The 25,374-nt window shown below is 38.8% G+C and carries 22 protein-coding genes and 1 other RNA gene; 9 read left to right on the plus strand and 14 right to left on the minus strand.

Going from position 1 to position 25,374, the window contains the following annotated elements; genetic code table 11:
* Positions 1–571: 571 nt before the first annotated feature.
* The 10 genes from pyk to KSK37_RS05910 form a co-directional block, all read right to left on the minus strand.
* Positions 572–2,017, minus strand: coding sequence for a pyruvate kinase (gene pyk / locus KSK37_RS05865; protein ID WP_088359482.1), 1,446 nt, complete (start codon positions 2,015–2,017; stop codon positions 572–574).
* A complete protein-coding gene (locus KSK37_RS05870; RefSeq protein ID WP_217200096.1) occupies positions 2,010–2,483 on the minus strand; it encodes an IPExxxVDY family protein in 474 nt (157 codons plus the stop codon). Before KSK37_RS05870 ends, pyk begins: the two co-directional genes overlap by 8 nt.
* Complete coding sequence (gene rnc, locus KSK37_RS05875) at positions 2,452–3,219, minus strand: ribonuclease III (protein ID WP_088359484.1); 768 nt, start codon at positions 3,217–3,219, stop codon at positions 2,452–2,454. Before rnc ends, KSK37_RS05870 begins: the two co-directional genes overlap by 32 nt.
* An 11-nt stretch (positions 3,220–3,230) precedes the next feature.
* Positions 3,231–4,475 (minus strand): beta-ketoacyl-ACP synthase II, encoded by a 1,245-nt coding sequence (gene fabF, locus KSK37_RS05880; protein ID WP_088359485.1) that lies wholly within the window; start codon positions 4,473–4,475, stop codon positions 3,231–3,233.
* A 32-nt stretch (positions 4,476–4,507) separates the two neighbouring features.
* Positions 4,508–4,747 carry an acyl carrier protein gene (locus tag KSK37_RS05885; RefSeq protein WP_015807007.1) on the minus strand — a complete coding sequence of 80 codons (240 nt, stop codon included), beginning with the start codon at positions 4,745–4,747 and terminating at the stop codon, positions 4,508–4,510.
* 242 nt (positions 4,748–4,989) lie between these two features.
* On the minus strand, positions 4,990–5,904 hold the full coding sequence (gene hutG, locus KSK37_RS05890) for a formimidoylglutamase (protein ID WP_217200098.1): 915 nt from the start codon (positions 5,902–5,904) through the stop codon (positions 4,990–4,992).
* 41 nt (positions 5,905–5,945) lie between these two features.
* Positions 5,946–6,398 (minus strand): hypothetical protein, encoded by a 453-nt coding sequence (locus tag KSK37_RS05895; RefSeq protein WP_217200099.1) that lies wholly within the window; start codon positions 6,396–6,398, stop codon positions 5,946–5,948.
* A gap of 17 nt (positions 6,399–6,415) precedes the next feature.
* The gene (gene paaA, locus KSK37_RS05900; RefSeq protein ID WP_217200101.1) at positions 6,416–7,360 is read right to left on the minus strand and encodes a 1,2-phenylacetyl-CoA epoxidase subunit PaaA; all 945 of its coding nucleotides are present in this window, start codon (positions 7,358–7,360) and stop codon (positions 6,416–6,418) included.
* A 43-nt stretch (positions 7,361–7,403) separates the two neighbouring features.
* A complete protein-coding gene (locus KSK37_RS05905) occupies positions 7,404–7,661 on the minus strand; it encodes a hypothetical protein (RefSeq protein ID WP_088359489.1) in 258 nt (85 codons plus the stop codon).
* A 52-nt stretch (positions 7,662–7,713) separates the two neighbouring features.
* Positions 7,714–8,802, minus strand: a complete 1,089-nt coding sequence (locus KSK37_RS05910; RefSeq protein WP_217200103.1) for an FAD-binding oxidoreductase — start codon at positions 8,800–8,802, stop codon at positions 7,714–7,716.
* A 350-nt stretch (positions 8,803–9,152) separates the two neighbouring features.
* Here KSK37_RS05910 and clpB point away from each other — a divergent pair, with 350 nt between their 5' ends.
* Positions 9,153–11,756: an ATP-dependent chaperone ClpB gene (clpB, locus tag KSK37_RS05915; RefSeq protein WP_217200105.1), complete on the plus strand. Its 2,604-nt coding sequence runs from the start codon at positions 9,153–9,155 to the stop codon at positions 11,754–11,756.
* Between the two features lie 451 nt (positions 11,757–12,207).
* Here the strand turns inward: clpB and KSK37_RS05920 are convergent, their stop codons facing one another.
* Positions 12,208–13,041, minus strand: a complete 834-nt coding sequence (locus tag KSK37_RS05920) for an endonuclease/exonuclease/phosphatase family protein (protein ID WP_217200107.1) — start codon at positions 13,039–13,041, stop codon at positions 12,208–12,210.
* A 144-nt stretch (positions 13,042–13,185) separates the two neighbouring features.
* Here KSK37_RS05920 and KSK37_RS05925 point away from each other — a divergent pair, with 144 nt between their 5' ends.
* The 6 genes from KSK37_RS05925 (at position 13,186) to sucC (ending at position 19,583) form a co-directional block, all read left to right on the plus strand.
* The gene (locus KSK37_RS05925; protein ID WP_217200109.1) at positions 13,186–15,108 is read left to right on the plus strand and encodes an ABC-F family ATP-binding cassette domain-containing protein; all 1,923 of its coding nucleotides are present in this window, start codon (positions 13,186–13,188) and stop codon (positions 15,106–15,108) included.
* Between the two features lie 139 nt (positions 15,109–15,247).
* Complete coding sequence (locus tag KSK37_RS05930) at positions 15,248–16,579, plus strand: hydroxymethylglutaryl-CoA reductase, degradative (RefSeq protein WP_217200699.1); 1,332 nt, start codon at positions 15,248–15,250, stop codon at positions 16,577–16,579.
* Between the two features lie 175 nt (positions 16,580–16,754).
* On the plus strand, positions 16,755–17,141 hold the full coding sequence (locus tag KSK37_RS05935) for a DUF423 domain-containing protein (protein ID WP_217200110.1): 387 nt from the start codon (positions 16,755–16,757) through the stop codon (positions 17,139–17,141).
* A 2-nt stretch (positions 17,142–17,143) separates the two neighbouring features.
* Positions 17,144–17,404, plus strand: a complete 261-nt coding sequence (locus KSK37_RS05940; RefSeq protein ID WP_217200113.1) for a zinc ribbon domain-containing protein — start codon at positions 17,144–17,146, stop codon at positions 17,402–17,404.
* Between the two features lie 2 nt (positions 17,405–17,406).
* Positions 17,407–18,273 (plus strand): DMT family transporter, encoded by an 867-nt coding sequence (locus KSK37_RS05945; protein WP_217200115.1) that lies wholly within the window; start codon positions 17,407–17,409, stop codon positions 18,271–18,273.
* 113 nt (positions 18,274–18,386) lie between these two features.
* A complete protein-coding gene (gene sucC / locus KSK37_RS05950) occupies positions 18,387–19,583 on the plus strand; it encodes an ADP-forming succinate--CoA ligase subunit beta (protein ID WP_088359500.1) in 1,197 nt (398 codons plus the stop codon).
* A 187-nt stretch (positions 19,584–19,770) separates the two neighbouring features.
* Here the strand turns inward: sucC and KSK37_RS05955 are convergent, their stop codons facing one another.
* Positions 19,771–20,637 carry a mechanosensitive ion channel family protein gene (locus KSK37_RS05955; RefSeq protein ID WP_217200117.1) on the minus strand — a complete coding sequence of 289 codons (867 nt, stop codon included), beginning with the start codon at positions 20,635–20,637 and terminating at the stop codon, positions 19,771–19,773.
* A 97-nt stretch (positions 20,638–20,734) separates the two neighbouring features.
* On the opposite strand from KSK37_RS05955, the gene rnpB reads away from it, so the two are divergent.
* An RNA gene (rnpB, locus tag KSK37_RS05960) (RNase P RNA component class A) lies at positions 20,735–21,061 on the plus strand.
* A gap of 83 nt (positions 21,062–21,144) precedes the next feature.
* On the opposite strand, the gene KSK37_RS05965 is transcribed toward rnpB, so the two are convergent.
* Positions 21,145–22,014 carry a polyphosphate kinase 2 family protein gene (locus tag KSK37_RS05965; RefSeq protein WP_217200119.1) on the minus strand — a complete coding sequence of 290 codons (870 nt, stop codon included), beginning with the start codon at positions 22,012–22,014 and terminating at the stop codon, positions 21,145–21,147.
* Between the two features lie 81 nt (positions 22,015–22,095).
* Complete coding sequence (locus KSK37_RS05970) at positions 22,096–22,602, minus strand: DUF1573 domain-containing protein (protein ID WP_088359504.1); 507 nt, start codon at positions 22,600–22,602, stop codon at positions 22,096–22,098.
* Between the two features lie 124 nt (positions 22,603–22,726).
* Between KSK37_RS05970 and KSK37_RS05975 the strand changes: the two genes are divergently transcribed.
* Positions 22,727–25,345: a valine--tRNA ligase gene (locus tag KSK37_RS05975; protein WP_217200121.1), complete on the plus strand. Its 2,619-nt coding sequence runs from the start codon at positions 22,727–22,729 to the stop codon at positions 25,343–25,345.
* The last annotated feature ends 29 nt before the right edge of the window (positions 25,346–25,374 follow it).

Raw genomic sequence — 25,374 nt, forward strand, 5'->3', positions numbered from 1 at the left:
CATTCTATTTGAAGCAATTCAACAAATAAGAGAAAGTAGAGGACTAATGCGGCAGATAAGTCGTAGAACTTAGCGCGAATCATAGTTCACCTCTACTTCTCTTTCTAAAGATAAGGTTTTACATTTACTTATAGAATACAAAGTAAAGGCACGAAATGCAAATTCGACGAAGACAATCCTTTCGCGTGGCTTGCATAGAGGTAAAACTTTACGTCCATAGCTAAATGTTTACTTGAGGAATCTAAAATTTTAAGTCAGAAACCTAAAGCTTTACCTCCAGAACCTAAAATTTTACCTTCAAGACCTAAATACTGACGTCGTCAACCTAAACAATGAGGTTCCGAACCTAATCGTTGGTGTTCGAAACCCCAAATTTGAAGTCCAAGACCCCAAATTTGAGGTCCGAGACCCCAAATTTGACGTCGATAGCCTCAAAAATGAGGGTGAGAACCCCAAAAATGAGGTCGTTATCCTCAAATTTGAGGTGAAGAACGTCATCCACCATGTGTCACCATCCAAACATAGAAAAGCCCGCCATACCGGCGGGCTTTTTATATTTTATAACAACCGATTAAATCGTCGTTAATCTCAGCGTATTGGTTTTACCGCCTTCATAGGCAGGTGTTGCGTTGAGGTTGATAACGAAATCACCCTGTTCAACATAACCTTTTGTATGAGCCATCATATTCACCTGAATAATGGTTTCGTCAGTAGATTTCTGCATGTCGTAATGAAATGCACGAACGCCCCAAAGTAAATTCAGCATTGTGAGAACTCTTTTGTTTGAAGAGAAAACGATGATATTTGAATTCGGTCTGTGCGCCGAAATCTGGAACGCTGTATAACCTGAATAAGTAAGCGTAATGATCGCTTCTACATTCGCTGACTTTGCAATTCTTACCGCTGCAAGACATACTCTGTTCGTAATGAAACGCTCATCTACACAGTTAAATTCGTGTTCGATAGGGGAGTTTTTATTCTGATAGAAATGGGTCTGTTCGATATTTTTTACAATTTTCGACATGTTTTTCACCACATCCACCGGATATTTTCCTACAGAAGTTTCTCCGGAAAGCATTACTGCATCAGCGCCGTCCAATACGGAATTGGCAACGTCATTTACTTCAGCTCTTGTCGGCGTTAAACTTGAAATCATTGTTTCCATCATCTGGGTTGCAATAATTACCGGTTTGGAATATTTTCTTGCAATTTCTACAAGATTTTTCTGGATGGCCGGAACTTCTTCCATTGGAACTTCCACTCCAAGATCTCCTCTGGCAACCATTAATCCGTCACACTCCATTAAGATCTGTTCGATGTTTTTTACCCCTTCAGGTTTTTCAATCTTTGCAATGATCGGAGTTTTCACTTTGTTGGTAGGATGGTTTTTCATCAGTTCCTTCAGATCGATAATATCCTGTGCATGACGAACGAATGAAAGGGCAATCCAGTCCAGCTCCAAATCGAGCATAAAATTGGCGTCTTCAATATCTTTTTCAGTAAGCGCGGGCAGCGATACGTTGGTATTTGGGAGATTCACTCCTTTTTTAGAACTCAGTGGTCCACCTTGAATTGTTTTGGCTTTTACCGTGTCTATATTGTTGGTTTCAATAACTTCAAGAACGAGTTTTCCGTCATCAATCAGAATTCTTTCTCCAGCTTTTACATCCTGAGGAAACTGCTGATAGGTCATGTAAACTCTGGTGGAATCGCCCTCGATTTTTTCGTTGGTAAATGTTAAGATATCACCAGGGTTAAGGTAAGAACCTTCTTTTACAACACCTACTCGAAGTTTAGGACCCTGCAAATCTCCAAGAATTCCTACAGAGAAGCCATATTCCTGATTAAGTTCACGGATGGTCGCTACATTTTTTTTAACTAAGTCGTAATCGGCGTGTGAAAAGTTTATTCTGAAAACATCTACTCCTGCCTGGATCAGCTGCAGCATTGTTTCTTTATCAGATGATGCCGGACCCAGGGTTGCAATAATTTTTGTCTTTTTTAAATATTTATTCATAATATTGAATTATTTGATAAAGCTCCTCGTGGGGGCTTAGGGAAAAATTCTGTGTTTTGAACACAATATTTTCCGGGAGCAAAATTACGGAAAAATCGTCAAATGGCTCCGATGTTTTAATGATATAATCTACGTCCTGGAAATGTTCGAGCAGAAATTTGGTTTCATGCTCACCTGAAAACAGTTCAGTTGAAATTTTCTTCTGAATGTTGTGGGAAGATTTGTTGGCAATGAAGTGAATGCAGATTTTGGAATCGGTGTGAAAAGCTTCAAATCTCGGAAAAAAATAATCGAAATGGTTTCCTTCAAAAATAAAATCTGAAATCCTCGAAAAATTAAAAGAATTGATGGAATTGATGTGAAAAAAAAGTTCGTGATCGGCAACTTCTTTCGCCAAACGAACCAGGCCTAAAGTTATTTCTTCATCCTGTTCTTCAATATCCAGCAGTATCTTTTGAGTTTTCAATGATGCTTTGTTTTTTATTTAAGATATAAAAAGCTCTTTGTGCTGCCTTTTCTTCAGCTTTTTTCTTGGATGTTTCCGCGGCATTGGAAATTTTTTCGTCATCCAGCCAAACATGACTCCTGAACACCAGATTTTTATTGGGTTGAATTTCTTCATGGGTTTCATACCTGATGGCCACTTTCTTCTTCTGGCTCCACTCCAGCAGTAAACCTTTATAACTCACAATTTTGTTTTCGAGTTTATTGATTTCTGAAGGCGTTAAGAGGCGTTCCAGAACTACTTTTTTGCAGGTTTCGTAATCAACATCAAGGTACAGCGCTCCAATTAGTGCTTCGAAAAGGTTTCCTGCAATGTTTTCGCTCAATGTAGTAGGCGAGTCGTTCTGCAGAAATTTTGTTAATGCAAGTTCGTCACCCAACTTATTAAGGTTTTTACGGTTGACGATTTTCGATTTCATCTGCGTAAGGTACCCTTCATTCGCATGAGGATACGTTGAAAAAAGGTGACACGAAATAATAGCCCCCAAAACAGAGTCGCCTAAAAATTCAAGTCTTTCGTAATTTTTAACCTGTTTTTTAGAAGATGTTTTTAAAGAAAATGCTTCCCGGTAAAGATTGATATTCTGTATGTTGCAACCTGTAATTTTGGTAATTTCGTTGCTTAAAAAATAATCTTTCTCCGAGAGATGTTTTTTTCTGTTGACTAGGAATTTAGGAAAATACTTCTTTAACTCCATAGATTTTTTGCTTAGATTTTTTGGAAAAGTACACAGGCATTGTGTCCACCGAAGCCGAAAGTATTACTCATAGCGATTTTCACTTCTTTTTCCACCGCATGATGGAAAGTGAAATTCAGTCGGCTGTCGATTTTTTCATCATCAGTAAAATGATTGATGGTAGGTGGAACGATATTGTGAATGATCGTGTGCAATGCTGCAATAGCCTCAATAACTCCAGCTGCACCTAAAAGGTGACCGGTCATTGATTTGGTAGAGTTGATCTGAATATCGAAAGCATGATCTCCCAGTAATTTCGAAATTGCATTAGATTCCGCGATGTCGCCCAATGGAGTAGAAGTACCGTGCATATTGATATGATCTACTTCGTCGGCCGTTACACCTGCGTCTTCAAGACAGTTTTTCATTACGAGATATGCGCCTAATCCTTCAGGATGCGGTGCGGTCATGTGATACGCATCTGCACTCATTCCGCCGCCTTTTAATTCAGCATAAATGGTAGCACCACGTTTCACAGCATGCTCATATTCTTCAAGAATGATAGATCCTGCACCTTCACCGAGAACAAATCCGTCTCTGTCCTTGTCAAAAGGTCTCGAAGCGGTTTTAGGATCATCGTTTCTGGTAGAAAGAGCCATCATTGCATTAAAACCGCCAACGCCACTTGCTGTAACTGCTGCTTCGGAACCTCCGGCCACAATGATATCTGCTTTTCCTAACTGGATCAGCATTTTCGCATCGATAAGCGCATTGGCAGATGAAGCACAGGCAGAAACTGTGGTGTAATTTGGTCCGTGAAATCCGTACTCGATAGAAATCTGACCTCCGGTAATGTCGGCAATCATTTTCGGAATAAAGAACGGATTAAAACGGGGGATTTCCGTGTTTGCCCAGCCCAGAACTTCCTTTTCGAAAGTTTCCAAACCGCCAATTCCCGAACCCCAAATTACCCCAACTCTGTTTTTGTCGATATCAGCGTTGAGAATACCGGAATGTTCCACGGCTTCTCTGGCTGCAACGATCCCTAACTGAGTGTTTCTATCCATTTTTTTTGATTCTTTCTTATCGAAATGATCTAATGGATCGAAGTTTTTTACCTCGCAGGCGAATTTGGTTTTAAAATTTGAGGCATCAAAAAGAGTAATAGGAGCGGCACCGCTCTCACCTTTTACAAGGTTTTCCCAGTAATCTTTGGCATTATTTCCAATAGGCGTAATAGCGCCGAAACCGGTAACAACTACTCTTTTTAATTCCATAAATTTTTCTTTGATTCTTTGTTAATAGAATATTATTTGTTTACTACTTCTTCGATATAAGTAATAGCGTGACCTACAGTTGTAATTTTTTCTGCTTGATCATCTGGGATCTGAATGTTGAATTCTTTTTCAAATTCCATGATTAATTCTACAGTATCCAAAGAATCTGCTCCAAGATCGTTTGTGAAGCTTGCTTCTGGAGTTACTTCTGTTTCCTCAACGTCGAGTTTATCAGCGATAATAGCTTTTACTCTTGATGCAATGTCTGACATAGTAATTTATTTTAATTAGTTGTTAATTGGTGCAAAGATATAAAATTCTTTATGAATTGAAATTTTTTTAATAATAATTAAGTTTTAATTTGATTCCCTGTTTGCCTGTTTTTAAACTCCGGAACATCCCAAATTATAGCAATGGTATTCACTATTAGATGATTCTGAGATTTAGTTGATACACGAAAAGATTCTGTTTTACTTAATAAGTATAAGGCAAAATATTAATCCATCAATTGGAATCAAATAATGAACCATTCGTTTGCCAGACTTGCAGCCAATCTTGCAGTTCTTTCCCCAATATCAAAAGTTGGATTTACTTCAGCAATATCCATTGCCGCTATTTTTTCTGATTTTAAAATATGGCGGAAATAATGCATAAAAGGTGAATCGGAAAAAATTCCGTTATAAGCTGCTGCTGAAACCCCGGGCGCAATGGAAGCATTGAAAACATCCATGCAGATGGTGAGATAAATAACGTCTGCCTCTGCAGTGAAGTCGTCGATTTTTTGATAAACAGCAGGAAGGTTTTCAAAGAAAAGTTCGTCAGCCAACATGTATTTCATTCCGAATTGATGGGCAACATCAAACAGTTTTAAGGTATTTGAGTTTTTCTGAATTCCCAAATGAAGCGAATGTATGTTTCCATCCTGAGCGATTTGCCAGAAACCGGTTCCGGAACTTGGCCCGACGGATTCTCCAGGTTCTCTGTTATCAAAATGGGCGTCAATATTGATGATTCCGATTTTTTGATCAGGAAATGCATTTTTAATTCCGGAATAATGAGCGAACGTTACCTCATGGCCGCCGCCAAAAACGATAGATTTTCCTTTTCTTTTTAAGACTTCTGAAACTTTAGCTGCGAGTTCTTTCTGTGATTTTTCTAAATCACCGTCATCGCAGGAAATATTCCCGAAATCTTTTAAAACAAATTCCGGATTGACCACCGGAAAATTAGCGGTGTTTTTCCTGATAATATCAGGGGCGTCTTTTGCTCCGGTTCTTCCTTTGTTTCTTCTCACGCCTTCATCTACAGCGAATCCGTGTAAAACGAAATCGTTAGGTGAAATCGCGCCGTAATTGGTTTCAAGTGAAACCCTCTGAAAGATTCGGTGATAAAGCGGGTCATCGCCGTCAAAGCGTCCTTGCCAAAACATAAATTTAATTTGAGAATTTGTTAATTTGAGAATTTTTTAGTTTATTTTTTGACTTTGCGAACAAATTGTTGAATAACTGAATTTTGATTATTTAGAACAAGATTATTGGCATCCAATTTCATAATATAAAAAGAGTCCCATCTATTAAAAGTTCTGTTAAATATTTTTAAAGAATCATTCTCAATTTTGTAAATAGTTTTCCTTCCTAATTTTTCAATATCTGAATAATGTCCTCTAAAATCTATTTGTCTGGTATCATTAATTTTAAAAAAGGAAAAATTAGTTTCACAACTATCATTAGTGTAGAAATTATATCCTAATCTTTCTCTCGGTGGAGGCGGGGGAACTAAAAATCCTTCATTATCATAAGTTGATATAAAGTGCTCTTCTGCAAATATCCATTTTCCTAAAATTTCCGAATGAATATTTTTATTGTCATTCGATTGACAGTTAGTTAGGATAAAAACAAAAAAAATCCGCTGAAAAAATTTCATTAGAAATAATAAAGGATTTATTTGTTTACCCTGTTATTCTCCTTCTCCGCATAAGCCATCGCCGCTTCTTTCACCCACGAATGTTCGCGCTGTGCCTGTTTTTTGGTTTCCAGGCGTTTTTTATTGCACGGCCCGTTTCCTTTTAAAACTTCCATGAATTCGTCCCAGGGCAGTTTGCCAAAATCATAATGTTGGGTTTCTTCATTCCATTTTAAGTTCTCGTCAGGAATTTTCAATCCTAAAAATTCCGCCTGTCCTACGGTAACATCTACAAATCTTTGTCTCAAAGAATCATTGCTTTCCCTTTTAACACGGTAATTCATTGATTTTTGTGAATTGGGTGAAGCTTCGTCATTTGGGCCAAACATCATCAAAGCCGGCCACCAGAAACGGTTCAGTGCTTCCTGTGCCAAATCTTTCTGCTCTTTGGTGCCACGACAAAGTGTCATCAGAATTTCGTAACCCTGTCTTTGGTGGAAAGATTCTTCCTTGCAAATCCTCACCATCGCTCGGGAATAGGGACCGTAAGAATTTCCCATCAGCATGACCTGATTCATAATTGCCGCGCCGTCAACTAGCCAGCCGATTGCGCCAATATCCGCCCAGGAAAGCGCGGGATAATTGAAGATACTGGAATATTTTGCTTTTCCTGAAAGCATGTCGTTGTAAGTAGAATCTCTGTCAGCGGCTATTTCGCCGTTATTTAATGTTTCAGTTGCGGCATACAAATATAAACCGTGTCCCGCTTCATCCTGAATCTTAGCTAAAAGCGCCATTTTTCTGCGAAGCGACGGAGCTCTGGTAATCCAGTTGGCTTCCGGAAGCATCCCCACGATTTCGGAATGGGCGTGCTGGGAAATCTGGCGAACCAATAATTTTCTGTAATCGTCGGGCATTACATCTTTTGGTTCTACTTTGTTTTCCGCCTGAACGTATTCTAAAAATTTTTCTAAATGTTCCATATGGTAACGCAAATGCGTAAATATTAAATTATTCCTTTTTTAATCAGAGTTTTGTATCACTCAAATCATCCTTCAGGTAAATTCCTACCTGATAATCAGCGAATTCACCTGCAACAAAATTGATTGTTTTGCCGTTTCCGTCGATTTGGTACTCTTTGAAATAATAGGGATTTCCCCGGTCCGGGCCTATTACTTCCACTTTTTTGTCAACACAGTGCCAATAATGGTTCCAGATATTTATTCCTTCAATCTTGAACTCTTCATTTTCGTTGATTGCTTTTGCAAATTTCCATTGTGCCATAATCTTAAATTTTTTTCAGCCTTCTAAAGATAGAAAAATCCCGAAGGTTTGTTTAAACATCATAATTAAGCATCACCACATTCGTAGTGGGGTGGCATTGGCAGGTGAGGACAAATCCTCTTGCCACTTCGTCTTCGGTAAGGGCGAAATTTTTTTCCATAAATACTTCGCCTTCCATAACCTGTGCTTTACAGGTGCAGCAAACGCCGCCTTTACATGCAAACGGAACCGGCAGTTTGTCGTTGAGTGCCTGATCCAGAATGCTTCTTTTCTTGGAATTGAGATGGAAAGAATATTCGTCATCATCAATAATCAGCGTCACCATACTTTCCAAATTGGGAATCGCTTTGAATTCATCGCTCATTTCAGCATTCTCGTCATCGTCTGGCGCAGCATAATATTCATACATGATCTGCAGCGACGGTACTTTTTTGTCTTTTTTCAGGAATTCCGCGATGCCTTTGATCATTTCTGAAGGACCGCAGATAAAGTAAGTGGCTTCCTGCGCAGGGATTTCAGTAAAACGCTCAAATAAAATATCTAATTTTTCTGCAGAAATTCTTCCTTCAAAAAGTTCGTCTTCATAATGTTTTTCGCGGGAAAGAAGATAAATTACCTGTAATCTGCCTTCAAATTTTTCCACCAGTGCGTCGATTTCTTTTTTGAAGATAATGTCGCTGAGGCTTTTATTGCTGAAAAACAGGTAAGCCTTACTTTTTGGTTCCTGATATAGTGCTTCTTTTAAGTTGGATAAAACCGGGGAAATTCCGCTTCCTGCCGCAAGTCCAACATAGGTTTTCTCATTGGATGCGTGGTAATTGGTGAAAAAATGTCCCATCGGCGCAAGTACTTCAACGGTGTCACCTACTTTCAAACTGTTATTCAGATAAGTGGAGACTTTGCCGTCTTCAAGATGTTTTACAAGGATTTCAAGTTCAGCATTTCCTTCGGTTGGAGCGTTCACAATCGAATAGGAGCGGCGTAGATCTTCATCCCCAAAAACAAATCTCACGTTGAGATACTGCCCCTGTTTAAAAGAAAATTCATGTCTTAAATCTTGGGGTATTTCAAAAGCGATATGTACGGAATCGTTCGTTTCCTTCGCTATTTTGGACGTTTTTAATTGATGAAAATGATGCATATTTTAACTGAAAAACTTTTAATAACTGATTTTAACAAATATACTTATTTTTTAAAAGGAACAAAGAATTTCCGATCGCGTGTTTGTTTAAATCAGGTCAATCGTAATAAGCAGGTAAATACCGTTTTTGTCCGCTGAAAAGATTTAAAATCGCCGTTTTCGGAAATTATGACTTAAAACACACGTAACCAGTTGTTTAATCCGGAAATTTTGTCTCGAAAAATAGTTAGAATTAAATAAAGAACACTTTTTGTGAATAATACTTTGATTAAAAATGATTGATAACGATATTAAGAATTCATAAATTTGTATGGGTTCTTAATATTTTCTGAAAACTAAAAATTATTAATATGAACTTAAATCAATATACCGTAAAATCTCAGGAAGCCATCCAAAAAGCACAACAGGTTGCAATGGAATTCGGCAACCAAAGTATTGAACCTCAACATTTGCTTGAAGGAATTTTTCAGGTAGATGAAAATATTTCTGAATTCTTAATGAAGAAATCAGAAGCTGAACTTAGTCTGGTAAGGGAAAGAAACCGTGAAAATATCGAGAAACTTCCGAAAGTGGAAGGCGGAAATATTTATCTTTCACAGTCCGCCAACAGGGTTTTGCTTGACGCACCAAATGTCGCCAAAAAAATGGGTGACGAATTTGTAACGATAGAACATCTTTGGCTTTCTATATTGGAGGTGAATTCTGACGTATCGAAAATGCTGAAGGATATGGGCGTAACCAAAAAAGGTCTGGAGACCGCAATCAATGAGCTCCGCAAAGGATCAAAAGCGACATCAGCAAGCTCCGAAGAAACGTATCAGAGTTTAAATAAATACGCGAAAAATTTCAACGAACTCGCTGCGGAAGGCAAACTGGATCCTGTTATCGGCCGTGATGAAGAAATCCGCAGAGTTTTGCAGATCCTTTCCCGAAGAACCAAAAATAACCCGATTCTTATCGGTGAACCCGGTGTTGGTAAAACAGCTATCGCAGAAGGAATCGCGCATAGGATTATCTCCGGCGATATCCCTGAAAACCTGATGGATAAAACCTTGTATTCACTGGATATGGGCGCATTAATTGCCGGCGCAAAATACAAAGGTGAGTTTGAAGAAAGACTGAAATCGGTCATCAATGAAGTGATAAAATCTGAAGGACAGATTATTTTGTTCATCGATGAAATTCACACTTTAGTCGGCGCAGGTGGAGGTGAAGGCGCAATGGATGCGGCGAATATCCTTAAACCGGCATTGGCAAGAGGCGAACTGAGAGCAATAGGCGCAACGACTTTAAATGAATACCAGAAATATTTCGAAAAAGACAAAGCACTGGAAAGACGTTTCCAGAAGGTTATGGTGGAAGAGCCTGATACAGAATCGGCTATTTCCATTCTGCGCGGAATTAAAGATAAATATGAAGCGCATCATAAAGTGCGAATCAAAGACGAAGCGATTATTGCTGCAGTGGAACAGTCTCAGCGTTATATTTCTGACCGTTTTTTACCGGATAAAGCAATTGATCTGATCGATGAAGCTTCAGCAAAATTAAGAATGGAAATCAATTCAAAGCCTGAAGAACTGGATGTTTTGGACAGAAAACTGATGCAGATGGAAATTGAGCTGGCTGCTATTTCAAGGGAAGGTAATGAGGTGAAGATTAATCACCTGAAAGAAGATATTTCAAAAGTTTCGGAGCAGCGCAACGAGATCAATGCAAAATGGCTTAAAGAAAAACAGAAGTCCGAAGATTTAACCTCGATCAAAAAAGATATTGAAGCTTTAAAACTGGAAGCGGAACGAGCATCAAGAATTGGTGATTACGCAAAAGTTGCTGAAATACAGTACGGAAAAATAAAAGAAAAAGAAGCCGATCTGCACAAACTAGAACTCGAAATGCAGAACAATCTGAATGAACTGATCAAAGAGGAAGTAACCGCTGAAAATATCTCCGAAGTTATTTCGAAATGGACGGGTATTCCTGTGACCAAACTTCTGCAGAGCGAAAAAGAAAAATTGCTGCATTTGGAAGACGAACTTCATAAAAGAGTAGTGGGACAGGATGAAGCGATTGAAGCTGTTGCTGATGCGATCCGCAGAAACAGAGCCGGCCTCAACGACGAGAAGAAGCCGATCGGATCTTTTCTGTTTCTCGGAACGACCGGTGTAGGAAAAACGGAACTGGCGAAAGCACTAGCGGAATTGCTGTTCGATGACGAAAATAACATGACCAGAATTGATATGAGCGAATATCAGGAAAGGCATTCGGTTTCCCGTTTGGTTGGTGCTCCTCCGGGATATGTGGGTTATGATGAAGGTGGGCAGCTGACCGAAGCTGTTCGCAGAAGACCTTATTCTGTGGTGCTTCTGGATGAAATTGAAAAAGCGCATCCCGATGTTTTCAATACTTTGCTGCAGGTTTTGGATGACGGAAGACTGACGGATAATAAAGGAAGAGTGGTAAATTTTAAAAATTCAATTGTTATTATGACCTCCAATCTCGGTTCCCAGCTGATTCAGGAACGTTTTGATCTCGCTGATCATGACGAAAATGACGATATTGATGAAAAAACACTGATCCAGACAAAGGACGATGTTTTTTCCTTACTAAAACAGACTTTAAGACCTGAATTTTTGAACAGGATTGATGAGGTAGTGCTATTCCAGCCTTTAAACAGAAAAGAGATCGGAAAGATTGTACATTATCAGTTACGCGGATTCAATAAAATGCTGGAAAAACGCGGAATTTTTATGACTGCAACCGATGATGCGATCGATTATATTATGACCAAAGGTTACGATCCGGCTTTCGGAGCGCGGCCACTAAAAAGGGTTTTGCAGCAGGAGGTACTCAATAAATTATCAAAAGAAATCCTTGCCGGCAAAGTAAATGACGGTGACCGGATTACGCTTGATTATTTTGAAGAAAGCGGTTTGGTCTTTAGAAAAACAGAATAATATTTTAATAAGGAAAAATAAATCCTTAAAAACTCCGTTACATATTAGAATTTTTTTTTCATCATTTGTGTTTTTGAAAATCCACCAAATATTTTGGTGGATTTTCTTTTTGTTTGATGAATTGGAGTTACAAACGATTATTTTAATTCAGCTGGAAAATATCGGTTAAAGTTTAACTTGATTTAACATATTATTGCATGAAATTTGATAGATCAAACACGAAATTTAATTTCAACATTTGTGTTTTTGGAATCCACTGCTTACTCGCAGTGGATTCTTTATTTATCTGATTTTCAACAGTAATGATTCAAACTGAGATAATATATGAAATTATATTTTGCTATGTCCGAAATATTACTTTCCTTTGCCCTATTCTAATGCTTCAATAGCAAGAGAATAAATTTTTTTTCATCATTTGTGTTTATCCACCGGAGTCATCCGGTGGATTTTTTTATTGCATGAATTTCAGTTCTGCCATCACCGGAAAATGGTCGGAAGGATACAAAAGGTTTTCCCGTCTGTCATTGATGGTTCTGATGGTTTCGCATTCGAAATGTTTCACAAAAATATAATCTATTCTCTCTTTTGGAACGGTATTAATATCAAAAGCAGTGAAGGTTCCCACAGGTCCGTAATGCGGTTTTTTCGAATGATAAAAAGTGTCATTTAAATTCTCAGAAAGGATTTTTATGGGCTCACTTTTATCCGTTAAATTAAAATCTCCTGTTAACACGACAGGCAGGTTTTGAGGATTAAAAGCTTTGATCTTTTTCAGAATTAATTTTGACGAATTTTCTCTCGCACCATCGCCAATATGATCGAAATGAACATTAAAAGCCCAAAACTTCTTACCGCCCTTTTTCGTTTTAAAAAGAGCATATGTGCAGACTCTGTTGTAAGCAGCGTCCCAGCCTTTTGAGGGTTTTTCAGGTGTTTCGCTTAGCCAGAAAGTTCCCGATTGCAGAACCTGTAGTTTTTGGGTATCGTAGAAAATGGCTGAATATTCACCTTTATTAGCTCCGTCATCACGTCCAACGCCTACAAAGTCATAATTTTTAAGACCTGTTTTGATGTCCGCCATTTGTTGCGGAACCGCTTCCTGAACTCCGAAAAAATCGGGATGATAATAATCCAGCAGTTTCAAAGCGTCAGATTTTCTGTTGTCCCAGGAATTTTCTTTGTCTGATTCTAAAGAAAGCCTGATGTTGAAAGTCATCACTTTTAAATTTTGAGCATTGAAATTTACCGTGAGAAAAGTAGCGAGTACAAGGATTAAATTCTTCATTTTTTGTTGGATTTAAAGACTTTAAAGGTAGAAATTTTAAAACTTTTATTCCGGAATATAGCGTGTTTTCTTAAAATAGAACAATTCAATTAGTTTCCTTACTTTTGCACCTCGAAAATACTCATTACTAATTGCTTAATATATATGTTATCAGTTCAAGGTTTAGGTCTTCATCATTCAGGGAATTATCTTTTCCAAAATGTAAATTTTACCATTAAAAAAGATGATAAGATTGGTCTTGTCGGTAAAAACGGTGCAGGAAAATCTACGCTGCTCAAAATGTTAACCGGCGAAATCAATTTCTATGAAGGGAATATCGTTCCGGAAGGAAATATTACCATTGGATTCCTGAAACAGGATCTTGATTTTGTGAAGGGACGTACCGTTTGGGACGAAACTCTGCAGGCTTTTGAACAGATCAACGCAATGAAAAACGAGTTGGATGAGGTGAATCATCAGCTGGTTACCAGAACTGATTATGAAAGCGATTCTTACGAGAATTTGATTCATAAAATGACCGAATTGAATGATCTTTTAATGCATCACGATGCCTACAATCTGGAAGGTGATGTAGAAAAAGTTTTGTTAGGTTTAGGTTTTAAAGCCGATGATTTTCATAAAATTACTGATGAATTTTCCGGAGGATGGAGAATGAGGATCGAACTTGCAAAACTGCTTCTTCAGAAGAATGATCTGATGCTTCTCGATGAGCCTACGAATCACTTGGATATGGAGTCGATCATCTGGCTTGAGGAGTTTCTGAAAGACTATCCGGGCGCTATCGTTTTGGTGAGTCACGATAAACAGTTTATGACTTCCGTCTGTAACAGGACTTTCGACATCAACAATAAAAAAGTTGATGATTACAAAGCGAATTATACAAAATATCTTGAATTAAGCAAAGAACGTAAAGAAAAACTTACGCAGGCAAAGAAAAATCAGGATGTGGAAATCAAGCAGATGGAAGATAACATCAACCGTTTCCGCGCTTCGGCAACCAAATCATCTTTCGCGCAGTCTTTAATTAAGAAACTCGATAAAATCGAAAGAATTGAAATCGATAACGAAGATGTTTCCAAATTCAATATCCGTTTTGTACAGTCTGTTGTGCCTGGGAAAGTAATTTTCGAAGCTAAAAATTTAGGTAAAGCTTACGGACACAAACAGGTTTTCGATAAAGTTGATTTCTTTGTAGAACGTGGTGACAGAATCGCGCTTCTTGGGCAGAACGGACAGGGAAAAACAACTTTGGCTAAGATTCTTTCCGGGGAAATTAAAGATTATTCAGGTGAGTGGAATCTTGGTCATAACGTGAACATCGGCTATTTCGCGCAGAATCAGGAAGAGGTTTTAACACCGAATAAAACGGTTCTGGAGGAAGCGGAAGACGCTGCAACCGAAGAAACCCGCCCGAGAGTCCGCGACTTGTTGGGAAGCTTTCTTTTCCAGGGTGATGATGTTCAGAAAAAGACGAAAGTGCTTTCCGGAGGGGAAAGAAACCGTTTAGCGTTGTGTAAATTGCTGCTTCGGCCTTTCAATACGCTGATCATGGATGAGCCGACGAATCACCTTGATATTCAGTCCAAAGAAATTATCAAACTTGCGCTTCAGAAATTTGAAGGAACCTTAATCGTAATTTCTCACGACAGAGAATTTTTACAGGGACTGAGCGACAAAATATTTGAATTCCGCGATGGAAGAATGAAGGAGTTTTTAGGAGACGTCAATGAATATCTGGAATTCCGTCAGAAAGAAAGTATCCGCGAGGTTTCTGCCGAGAAATCGAAACTGCAGGAATTACGAAACGAACCTGTTGCAGAAAAAGTGGTTGAAAAACCGGTAGAAAAGAAAACCGTGATTGTTTCCAAAGATCAGAAGGTAATTCAGAACAAAATCAAGAAAGTTGAAGAGAAAATCGCAGAACTTGAACTGAAGATCGAGGAAATGGAGGCAACTTTTACCAAAGAAAATCCGTCCGAGGAAGTTTTGGAAAAATACAATAACCAAAAAGCTGAGCTTGATCTGGCTTTGCAGGAATGGGAATTTCTGGGCACGCAGCTGGATTAAAGCTATCGCAGCAAATTTATAAATCATCACCGAAATTTATCGGTGATTTTTTTTGTTCTTTCAGAGTGACAAAAAGTTGCGTTCGCTTTCCTCGTCTTACAGCCAAAAATCCCTATATTTGGACTTTAATCCTATTTCCATGAATCACAGTCCTGTAGAAGGTTTTTCTAAACTTTCAAAACAAAGAAAAATCGATTGGCTCATCAAAGAATATCTTAATGACGACCGCAGTTACGAGCAGATTTTACAGCAATACTGGAATGGCGATACAACGCTTCAGAAACTTCACGAAGAGTTTTCCGAAAATACAATTTCCAACTTTTACATGCCGTACGGAATCGCACCCAATTTCCTTATCGATGGTAAACTGCTTGCGTTGCCTATGGCGGTCGAGGAAAGTTCGGTCGTTGCAGCAGCTTCAAAAGCCGCTAAATTCTGGATTGATAAAGGCGGTTTCAAAACGACCATCATTAATACTAAAAAATTAGGTCACACCCATTTTATTCTGGATGTGGAACCTCATAAACTGCAGCATTTTTTCAATTTTAAACTGAAGAAAAGACTGTTTGAAGCAACAGAGGAAATCACCAAAAACATGAGAAACCGTGGCGGCGGAATATTAAACATCCGTCTCATTGATAAAACTGCGGATCTTGAAAACTATTTCCAGCTGAAAGCCAGTTTCGATACTGTCGATTCTATGGGGGCTAATTTCATCAACTCCTGCCTGGAGCAATTCGGGAAAACTTTGAAAGAAGAAGTAGCGAATGAAGAAGCTTTCACTCAGCAGGAAAAAGATTCTCTGCAGATTGTGATGAATATTCTGTCGAATTTCACACCTGACTGTATCGTCAGAGCTGAGGTTTCCTGTAAAATTGAAGATCTGAAAGACGACAGCGGCATCTCCAATGAAGAATTTGCAACTAAATTTAAGAGAGCTGTAACGATTGCCGAAATCGAACCTTTCCGTGCAACTACACATAACAAAGGAATTATGAACGGTGTTGACGCTGTGGTAATCGCGACCGGGAATGATTTTCGGGCTACAGCAGCCTGCGCTCATGCGTACGCAGCGAAGGACGGAAAATACACCAGTTTGACACACTGCACGATTGACGACGGAATTTTCAGATTCTGGATTGATTTGCCGATTTCTGTCGGTGTTGTAGGCGGTTTAACGAATCTTCATCCGCTCGTGAAATTTTCGCTTGCGCTTTTAGGAAAGCCTTCCGCGCAGGAACTCATGAGTATTCTCGCGGTTTCAGGCCTGGCGCAGAACTTTGCGGCGCTGCGTTCTCTGGTAACTACGGGAATCCAGAAAGGTCATATGAAAATGCACCTGTTCAATATTTTGAATCAGTTAGGAGCTACTGATGAAGAAAAAAATCATTTCGTTACGTACTTTAAAGATAAAACCGTGACACATCACGAAGTGATTACGGAGTTCAATAATTTGAGAAACAAAAATTAGAAAGTGTTTCAACTGTTTTTAGGGCTGTTGCTTTTAATTTTCGGAGTCTTTCTGAAAACGACAAAAGATCAGGGATTTGCAAAATCGAAGAAATTTGCCTGGATGTTTATTGGAATTGGAATTCTTTCAGTTATAGGGCAGTTATTAATCATGTATCAAAAAGGAGAATTATAATATGAAGACATTTACGTTAGTTGTCGGCGCGGTTTACGGACTGCTTTCCGTTATTTTAGGTGCATTCGGTGCGCACGCATTAAAGAAAGTTTTATCGGTGGAAAAACTCACGAGTTTCGAAACCGGGGTAAGATATCAAATGTATTCCGCATTGTTTTTACTCATTGTGGGTTATATTTTAAAATTCGAAACTCCTTCAGAAAAATGGATTTCCATTTTAATGATCGCAGGAACATTTATTTTTTCGTTCAGCATTTACCTGTTGGCGTTCAATGATGTTTCAGGTATGAATTTTAAATTTTTAGGACCCATTACCCCAATTGGCGGATTGATGATGATCATTTCATGGGCGATGCTGATTTTTTATTTTCTGAAGAATAAAATTTAATAATGTTCTTTTTCATCGCAGGAAACACCAAAAAATTAGTCGGTCAGGAAACCAGAAAAATCAATAAAAACGGTTTTATGGTGAATGCCGAGATTAAAGTGTTCAAAAATTACATCACCTTATTTTTCATTCCGCTTATTCCTTTAGGAAAAAAGTACAGTATTTATATTCCGCATACTGATGAATATTACGAGACTGATTATTTTTCTAAAATGCCAGAGAATTATTTAGAAATCTGTAAGGAAGTCGGTAGAAAATTTTAAAAATGACCAAAGCAAGAATCGCATTATTCATCGGGATTTTGTGTATTTCCATATTTCCCGTGATCGTCCGCATGAATCTTACTTCAGGACTCATTTCTGCATTTTACCGAATGGCAATTGCAACTGCCATTCTTTTGCCTGTTGCGCTTTACAAAGGTAAACTTGTTTTAAAGAACCGAAAACTGATATTTCCGATTGCGATTTGCGGAATACTTTTCGCTTCAGATATTGCAGTTTGGAATATCTCGATTCAGCACTCATCAGCAACCCAGGCAACGCTGCTGACGAATCTTTCACCGATTTGGGTGGGCATTTTTTCATTTGTTTTTCTGAATTACCGCCCCAGAAAAAGCTTCTGGCTGGGAACATTCATCGCATTAATGGGAATGATGGTTTTCGTTGGTATTGACACGATTTTAGAATTGAAATTAGACACCGCTTTTTTCCTCGGAGTGTTATCGGGATTGCTATATGCTTTATATATTTTAGTAAGCAAAACGGTTTTGGAAAAAGTTGAAGTGATCACTTTTATCACCTACAGTATGATTTTCTCTACCGTTTTTCTCTTCATTGTTAATGTTGCTTTTGGGGATGAATTTTTTGGGTTTTCCAGTCAAGCCTGGATTTCGCTTTTTGTTCAGGGAATCGTATGTCAGTTAATTGCTTGGCTGCTCATCAGTTATTCGACCCAAAATATGCGGGCAACCCGCGTTTCATTAAGCCTTCTCAGTCAGGCTATTTTTGCGGCGCTTTTGGCTGCAGTGTTCATCGGGGAGAAAATAACATCCGTTCAAATGATTGGAAGTATCATCATATTGGCAGGCATCGCAACCACTTTCTATGAAAAGAAAAAACAGGAAACGGCGTAACCGTAACTTTATAAACCGTTTGGTGACAAAAATCTTGTAGGTTCAATCATTATCTTCTCAAATTTTCTTAAATTTGTCAATCTTTAAAAAAAATTAAATCTAATTCAAATATTATGAATCTTCACGAGTATCAGTCAAAAGAGATTTTAGCAAAATATGGCGTTAACATCCAACGCGGTTTTGTTGCAAACAATGTAGATGAAGCAGTAGATGCAGCCAATAAATTAAAAGAACTGACCGGAGGTGCAGAAGGTTGGGTAGTAAAAGCTCAGGTTCATGCAGGTGGTCGTGGAAAAGGCGGCGGTGTAAAGTTTTCTCCGAATTTGGAAAAACTTAAGGAAAATGCTCAGAACATCATCGGAATGCAGCTGGTAACTCCTCAAACGTCTGCTGAAGGTAAAAAAGTAAACTTCGTTTTGGTAGCTGAAGATGTATATTATCCAGGAGCTTCAGAAACTAAAGAATATTATGTTTCAATCCTTTTAGACAGAGCTTTAGGCAAAAACACAGTAGTTTATTCTACAGAAGGTGGAATGGATATCGAACATGTTGCCGAAGTAACCCCTCATTTGATTCATAAAGAAGTGATTGATCCGGCTTTCGGACTTCAGGGTTTCCAGGCGAGAAAAATCGCGTTCAACCTTGGTTTGTCAGGAAATGCGTTCAAAGAATTTACCAAATTCATTACCAGTCTTTATAATGCTTATGTAGGAATTGATGCTTCACTTTTCGAGATCAATCCTGTTTTGAAAACTTCAGATGATAAGATTATCGCTGTGGATGCGAAAGTAACTTTAGACGGTAACGCACTTTTCCGTCACAAAGATCTGGAAGCTTTAAGAGATACGAGAGAAGAAGATCCTACAGATGTTGAAGCTGGTGAGGCTGGTCTTAACTTCGTGAAACTGGACGGTGACGTTGCATGTATGGTAAACGGAGCCGGTTTGGCAATGGCTACTATGGATATCATTAAATTATCCGGCGGTAACCCTGCTAACTTCCTTGACGTTGGTGGAACTGCCGATGCAGAAAGAGTTCAGAAAGCTTTCGGTATCATCCTTAAAGATCCGAACGTAAAAGCAATTTTGATCAACATTTTCGGTGGTATCGTACGTTGCGACCGTGTAGCTCAGGGTGTTGTGGATGCTTACAAAGCAATGGGAAGCCTTCCTGTTCCTTTGATTGTACGTCTTCAGGGAACCAACGCTGTTGAAGCGAAGCAATTGATCGACAATTCAGGTCTTCCTGTACATTCAGCAATTACTCTGGAAGAAGCAGCCAATAAAGTAAAAGAAGTTTTAGGTCACTAAGATTTTTAAAATATTTATTATAAACCGTTCAATTTTTTTTGGGCGGTTTTTTTTGTTTTTAGGAGCCGGGAACCTGCTTGTAGTTTATCCTGAGCCTGTCGAAGGACGGTATCTTTTTCTCCTCGTTCCTCGTCAAAAAAAGGATGCCGCTGCAATCAGGGCTAGGGGATTTCGGGACAAAAGAAAACTATTCCTGAGCCGAGTTTCCGGTATCAATCTGGGTCTGTGTCGCCAGCTGAATTCCATTGTCATCCAGTTTTTTCTTGATCCTTAAAAGCGCTTCGCTTCGCACGTGTGAGATTTTTTCTCCGTTTTTCATCTGGAAACGCGCTTCCAAATAAAAGATGCCCAAACTCTGTTTCAGGAAGATCACTTCGGCACTGTCCTTATTATCAGCAAAATCAAAAGTGTGAATTTCATCAAGGATTACTTTTTTAGCTTTTTCTAAATCCTCATTGTTGGGAATTTCAAGATCAATAAAGACTTTTCTTTGCGATGATGCAGAATAATTGATAAACGGCGCGCTGAAAATCAACTGATTTGGAATGTAAACTTTTTTACCTTCATCGGTAATCACTTTGGTAGTGAGAAATCCTATCGTTTCCACCGTTCCCGAAATTCCTTTAATCGAAACATAGTCACCCACAGCGAATGCTTTATCAAAGCTAATCAGCATCCCCGAAAACATCGAGGAAACCAAATCTTTCAGCGCAACCCCAGCAATAACCCCGGCAACGCCCAAACTTCCAAGGAACTTCAGCACAAATCCGCCCAATCCCATAATTTCAAAAGCGATAAAAGCGCCCATTAAAATAATGAGGAACTTGAAAACTCCGATTAATGTAACAATGGAGTTGCTTTTACTGTTGGGAAACAGCCTGTGGAAAATCTTTACAGAAACTTTACTCAGATAAGAGCTCATCATCAGAATCAAAACAAACACGATAATTCCGACGGCGATATTAGGAGTGGTTTCTGCGAATTTGGTATACCAGCGTTCCAGAACACGGTAAACGATATCTATATATTTTATTTTAGTTACATCTACTTCCATATTCAAATATATTCTTTTTAAAAGATTTTGACCAAACAAATTTCAGTCCAGACAATTTTAACCGGAAAACTTGAAAATTCATTATCTTTGCCCTCCACAAGAAAGACGGCCTGTTGATTCCGGGGAACCGGGGTAGGAAAGTCCGGACACCACAGAGCAGCAAAGCGGGTAACACCCGTCGGTCGCAAGATCAGGACCAGTGCAACAGAAAGTATGTATATTAATTTATAGTGAAACCAGGTAAACTCTTTGCGGTGCAATGTTAAGTATATCGGATTTCCCGGTTCGCCGGGATAGGAGTTGCTCGCTCCAAAAACCGAGGGGTAAACAGCTAAAGCTTTGCAGTAATGTAAAGCGCAGATAAATAACAGGCACTTTCGTTTCGGCGAATGTACAGAATCCGGCTTACAGTTTTTCTTGTGGTTTTTTAATAAAAAAGAAAAAGCAGAAATTTAGGTTTCTGCTTTTTTTTATGATCATTAGTGAATTTGGTATATCTAAATAAAACTATTCGCTTTCCAGCTGTGTTCTCGCTCCTTCCAATTCTTTCCGGTCAGCTTCTGAAAGCTTGGGGAATTTTAAATTCATACCTTCCAGAGCATCAATAATAATCTGGATCGCGGCAACTCTGGCAAACCATTTGTCATCGGCAGGAATCACATACCACGGCGCATAATCTTTGGAGGTTTGGTTGATAGCATCTTCATAAGCGGTCATGTACTGATCCCAAAGTGCACGCTCCGGCAGATCTGCCATAGAAAATTTCCAGTTTTTTTCCTGTTCGTCAATTCTTTGAATTAATCGCACTTTCTGCTCTTTTTTCGAAACGTTCAGAAATAATTTAATGACTGTGGTTCCGTTATCTGCTAAATGTCTTTCAAAATTTCTGATGCTTTTGTAGCGTTTTTTCCAGAATTTCTTGTCAAAATTCTCTACAGAATTCCACACTTTTTCATTCAAATTAAATTCGGGATGAACTTTGCAAACCAACACACTTTCGTAATGGCTTCTGTTAAAGATTCCGATGTCTCCTTTTTCCGGCAGCGCGATATAATGTCGCCACAGAAAATCATGGGAATATTCTTTATGACTCGGCGCCTTAAAACTGGTTACCTCACATCCCTGCGGATTTACCCCACCGAAAACATGCTCAATTAAGGAATCTTTTCCGGCTCCGTCCATTGCCTGCAGCACGACCAGTAAAGATTTGCTGGAATCCGCGTAAAGTCTTTCCTGAAGTTCACGGAGTTTTATTTTTTCGATTTGAAGCATTTTCTCTCCTTCCTCTTTCGTAAGACCTCCTTTATAGCTGGTATTAGAATTTTTAATAGAAAACGGTGCTTTCACAATGAAATTGTCGCTGAAATCTAAATCCATAATTGTTATTTTCATTAAAAATAAAAAAAATCACTTCAATAAAGAAGTGATTTTAAAAATTATTTTTTAAAACTGCAAATATTACATTGCAGCAGGTTTTTTAGTTGCTTTTTTAGCTTTTGCTGGTGCTGCTTTCGCTTTTACAGAAACTTCTGCTGCCACTGGAGCGGCTACAGCTCTTGCTTCCTGCATTGCTTCAGCTTTCATTGCCGCAGGTTCTGCACCTCCTTCTACCGTACCTTTAATGTTAATTACAGATCTGCTGTTTGCAGGGTCGTTAGAATACACCTCGATAATTTTGGTAAATGGACCGACAATGGTCGTGTTATAACCTACTTTAATTTGAGCGGTTTTTCCCGGCATGATAGGGTCCTGGCTCCATTCCGGAGTAGTACATCCGCAAGATGCCTGTACTTTGGAAATAATCAGAGGTTTGTCTCCTGTATTTTTTACAACAAACATTCTGTGACCGTCAGCTCCGTTTTTTACGGTTCCGTAATCGAAGGTTGTTTTATCGAAGGAAATGGTTTGTGCTGAGGCGAATGCGAATGATGCTGTCAAAAATAAGCCAGCTAATAAATTTTTCATATTTTTAAATGTTATGTTGATGTTTTGATAAAATTAGAACGACAAAGTTAAAAATTATTTCAATAGGTAGATAATTTTTTTTATTTCCCTATTTTTGCACCTATTAAAGACAAAGAAAAGATTTATGCAGATCTCAGAAAAATATAATCCTCAGGAAACTGAGAACAAGTGGTACAGCTATTGGCTGGAAAATAATTATTTCCATTCCGAACCTAACGAAAAACCGCCCTACACGATTGTAATTCCTCCGCCTAACGTTACCGGAATTCTTCACATGGGCCATATGCTGAATAATACCATTCAGGATGTTTTAGTCAGACGTGCGCGGATGCAGGGCTTCAACGCATGTTGGGTTCCCGGTACCGATCATGCATCTATTGCAACGGAAGCTAAGGTGGTAGCAAAACTGAAATCTGAAGGAATTAATAAATCTGATCTAACCCGTGAAGAGTTTTTAAAACACGCTTGGGACTGGACCGACAAATACGGAGGAACAATCCTTGAGCAGCTTAAAAAGCTCGGCTGTTCCTGTGACTGGGAAAGAACCCGTTTCACTCTGGAACCGAAACTTTCTCAGCAGGTGATCAAATCTTTCGTTGATTTATACAACAAAGGCTTGATTTACAGAGGTTACCGAATGGTTAACTGGGATCCGGAAGCAAAAACCAATATTTCCGATGAAGAGGTAATCTTTAAAGAACAGAATGGAAAACTTTATTATTTAAAATATAAAATCGAGGGAACGGGAGAATTTCTTTCGGTGGCGACAACGCGTCCTGAAACTATTTTCGGGGATACTGCTGTTTGTATAAATCCTGATGATGAAAGGTATGCACATTTGCGCGGCAAAAATGTTATTGTTCCTATCGTTAACCGGATAATTCCAATTATTGAAGATGAGTATGTGGATATCGAATTCGGAACCGGTGCATTGAAAATTACGCCGGCTCATGATATCAACGATTATGAAATCGGGAAACGTCATGGTTTACCAATGATTGATTCTTTGGATGATGATGCTAACTTAAACGATCACGGACAGCATTATGCAGGAAAAAACCGGTTCGAGGTAAGAAAAGCAATTGCCAAAGAACTGGAAGAAAAAAATCTTTTGCTTAAGGCTGAAGATTATGTGAATAAAGTAGGAACCTCTGAGAGAACGGGCGCGGTAATCGAACCGAAAGTTTCAGTTCAGTGGTTTCTCAAAATGGAAGACATCGCTAAGCCTGCACTAGATGTGGTGATGAATGATGAAATTAAATTTCATCCTGAAAAATTCAAAAACACCTATAAACACTGGATGGAAAACATCCGCGACTGGAACATTTCCCGTCAGTTGTGGTGGGGACAGCAAATTCCTGCCTATTTCTATGGTGAAGGCGAAAATGATTTTGTTGTTGCACAAAGCATCGAAGAAGCATTGGTATTGGCCAGAGAAAAATCTCAAATCTCAACACTGGAAATTGCTGATTTAAAGCAGGATTCAGATGCTTTGGATACCTGGTTCTCTTCGTGGCTGTGGCCAATGTCGGTTTTTGACGGAATGCTGGATCCTGACAACAAGGAAATCAACTACTATTATCCAACTTCAGATTTGGTTACCGGTCCGGATATTATTTTCTTCTGGGTGGCAAGGATGATTATGGCAGGGTTGGAATACCGCAAAGAAGTTCCGTTCAAGAATGTATACTTTACAGGAATTGTCCGTGATAAGCAGAGAAGGAAAATGTCGAAACAGCTTGGAAATTCCCCTGATCCGGTTGAACTGATTGAAAAATACGGCGCGGATGGTGTTCGAGTAGGAATTTTATTGAGTTCTGCAGCCGGAAACGATTTGCTTTTCGATGAAGAACTGATGCTGCAGGGACGTAATTTTGCCACCAAGATCTGGAATGCATATAAGCTGATTCAGGGCTGGAACAAAGACGAAACAATCAAAGCCAATGATTCCGACCGCCAGGCGATTGAGTGGTTCGGTCATCAGATGGATAAAACCATTGCGGAAGTAGCTGATCAGTTTGAGAAATTCAGAATTTCTGATGCGTTGCACTTGCTTTATAAACTCGTGTGGGACGATTTCTGTTCGTGGTATCTTGAAGCCATTAAACCTGGATTCGGCGAGCCGATTTCAAAAGAAGTATATGATCAGACAATTGCTTATTTTGAAGAGTTGATGAAGATGCTTCATCCGTTCATGCCGTTTTTGTCAGAAGAGCTGTGGCAGAATATTGCGGAAAGAACACCTGAAAACGCATTGGTTATTGCACAGCAAAGAAAACCTGAAACATTTAATAATGATTTGATTCGGAATTTCGAAACCTCCAAGGAACTGATTTCCGGAGTAAGAAATTACCGCCAAAGCAAAGGGATTTCCCCAAGAGAAACGGTTGAAGTGTTTACAAATGCCGAAACCTTCGCGAATGAAAATCTGGTAAAAAAATTAGCCAATATTTCTGAGATCAGTTTCGGTCAGAAAACAGACAAGCCAAGTTTTACCTTTTTGGTAGGTTCTACGGAAATTTCAATTCCTTTAAGCGAAAACCTCGATTTAGAGGAAGAGAAAATTAAAACTGAGGAAGAAATTAAGTACTTAAAAGGTTTCCTTATTTCGGTGGAGAAAAAGCTTTCCAATGAAAAATTTGTGGCCAATGCAAAACCGGAAGTCGTGGACGCGGAACGCAAAAAACAGAAAGATGCTCAGGATAAAATCGACTTGCTGGAAGCTAAACTGAAAACGCTTTAACTCAATTAATTTTTCAAATCTGCCCACAA

It is taken from the genome of Kaistella soli (genome assembly GCF_019038595.1).
Classification (GTDB): Bacteria; Bacteroidota; Bacteroidia; order Flavobacteriales; family Weeksellaceae; genus Kaistella; species Kaistella soli.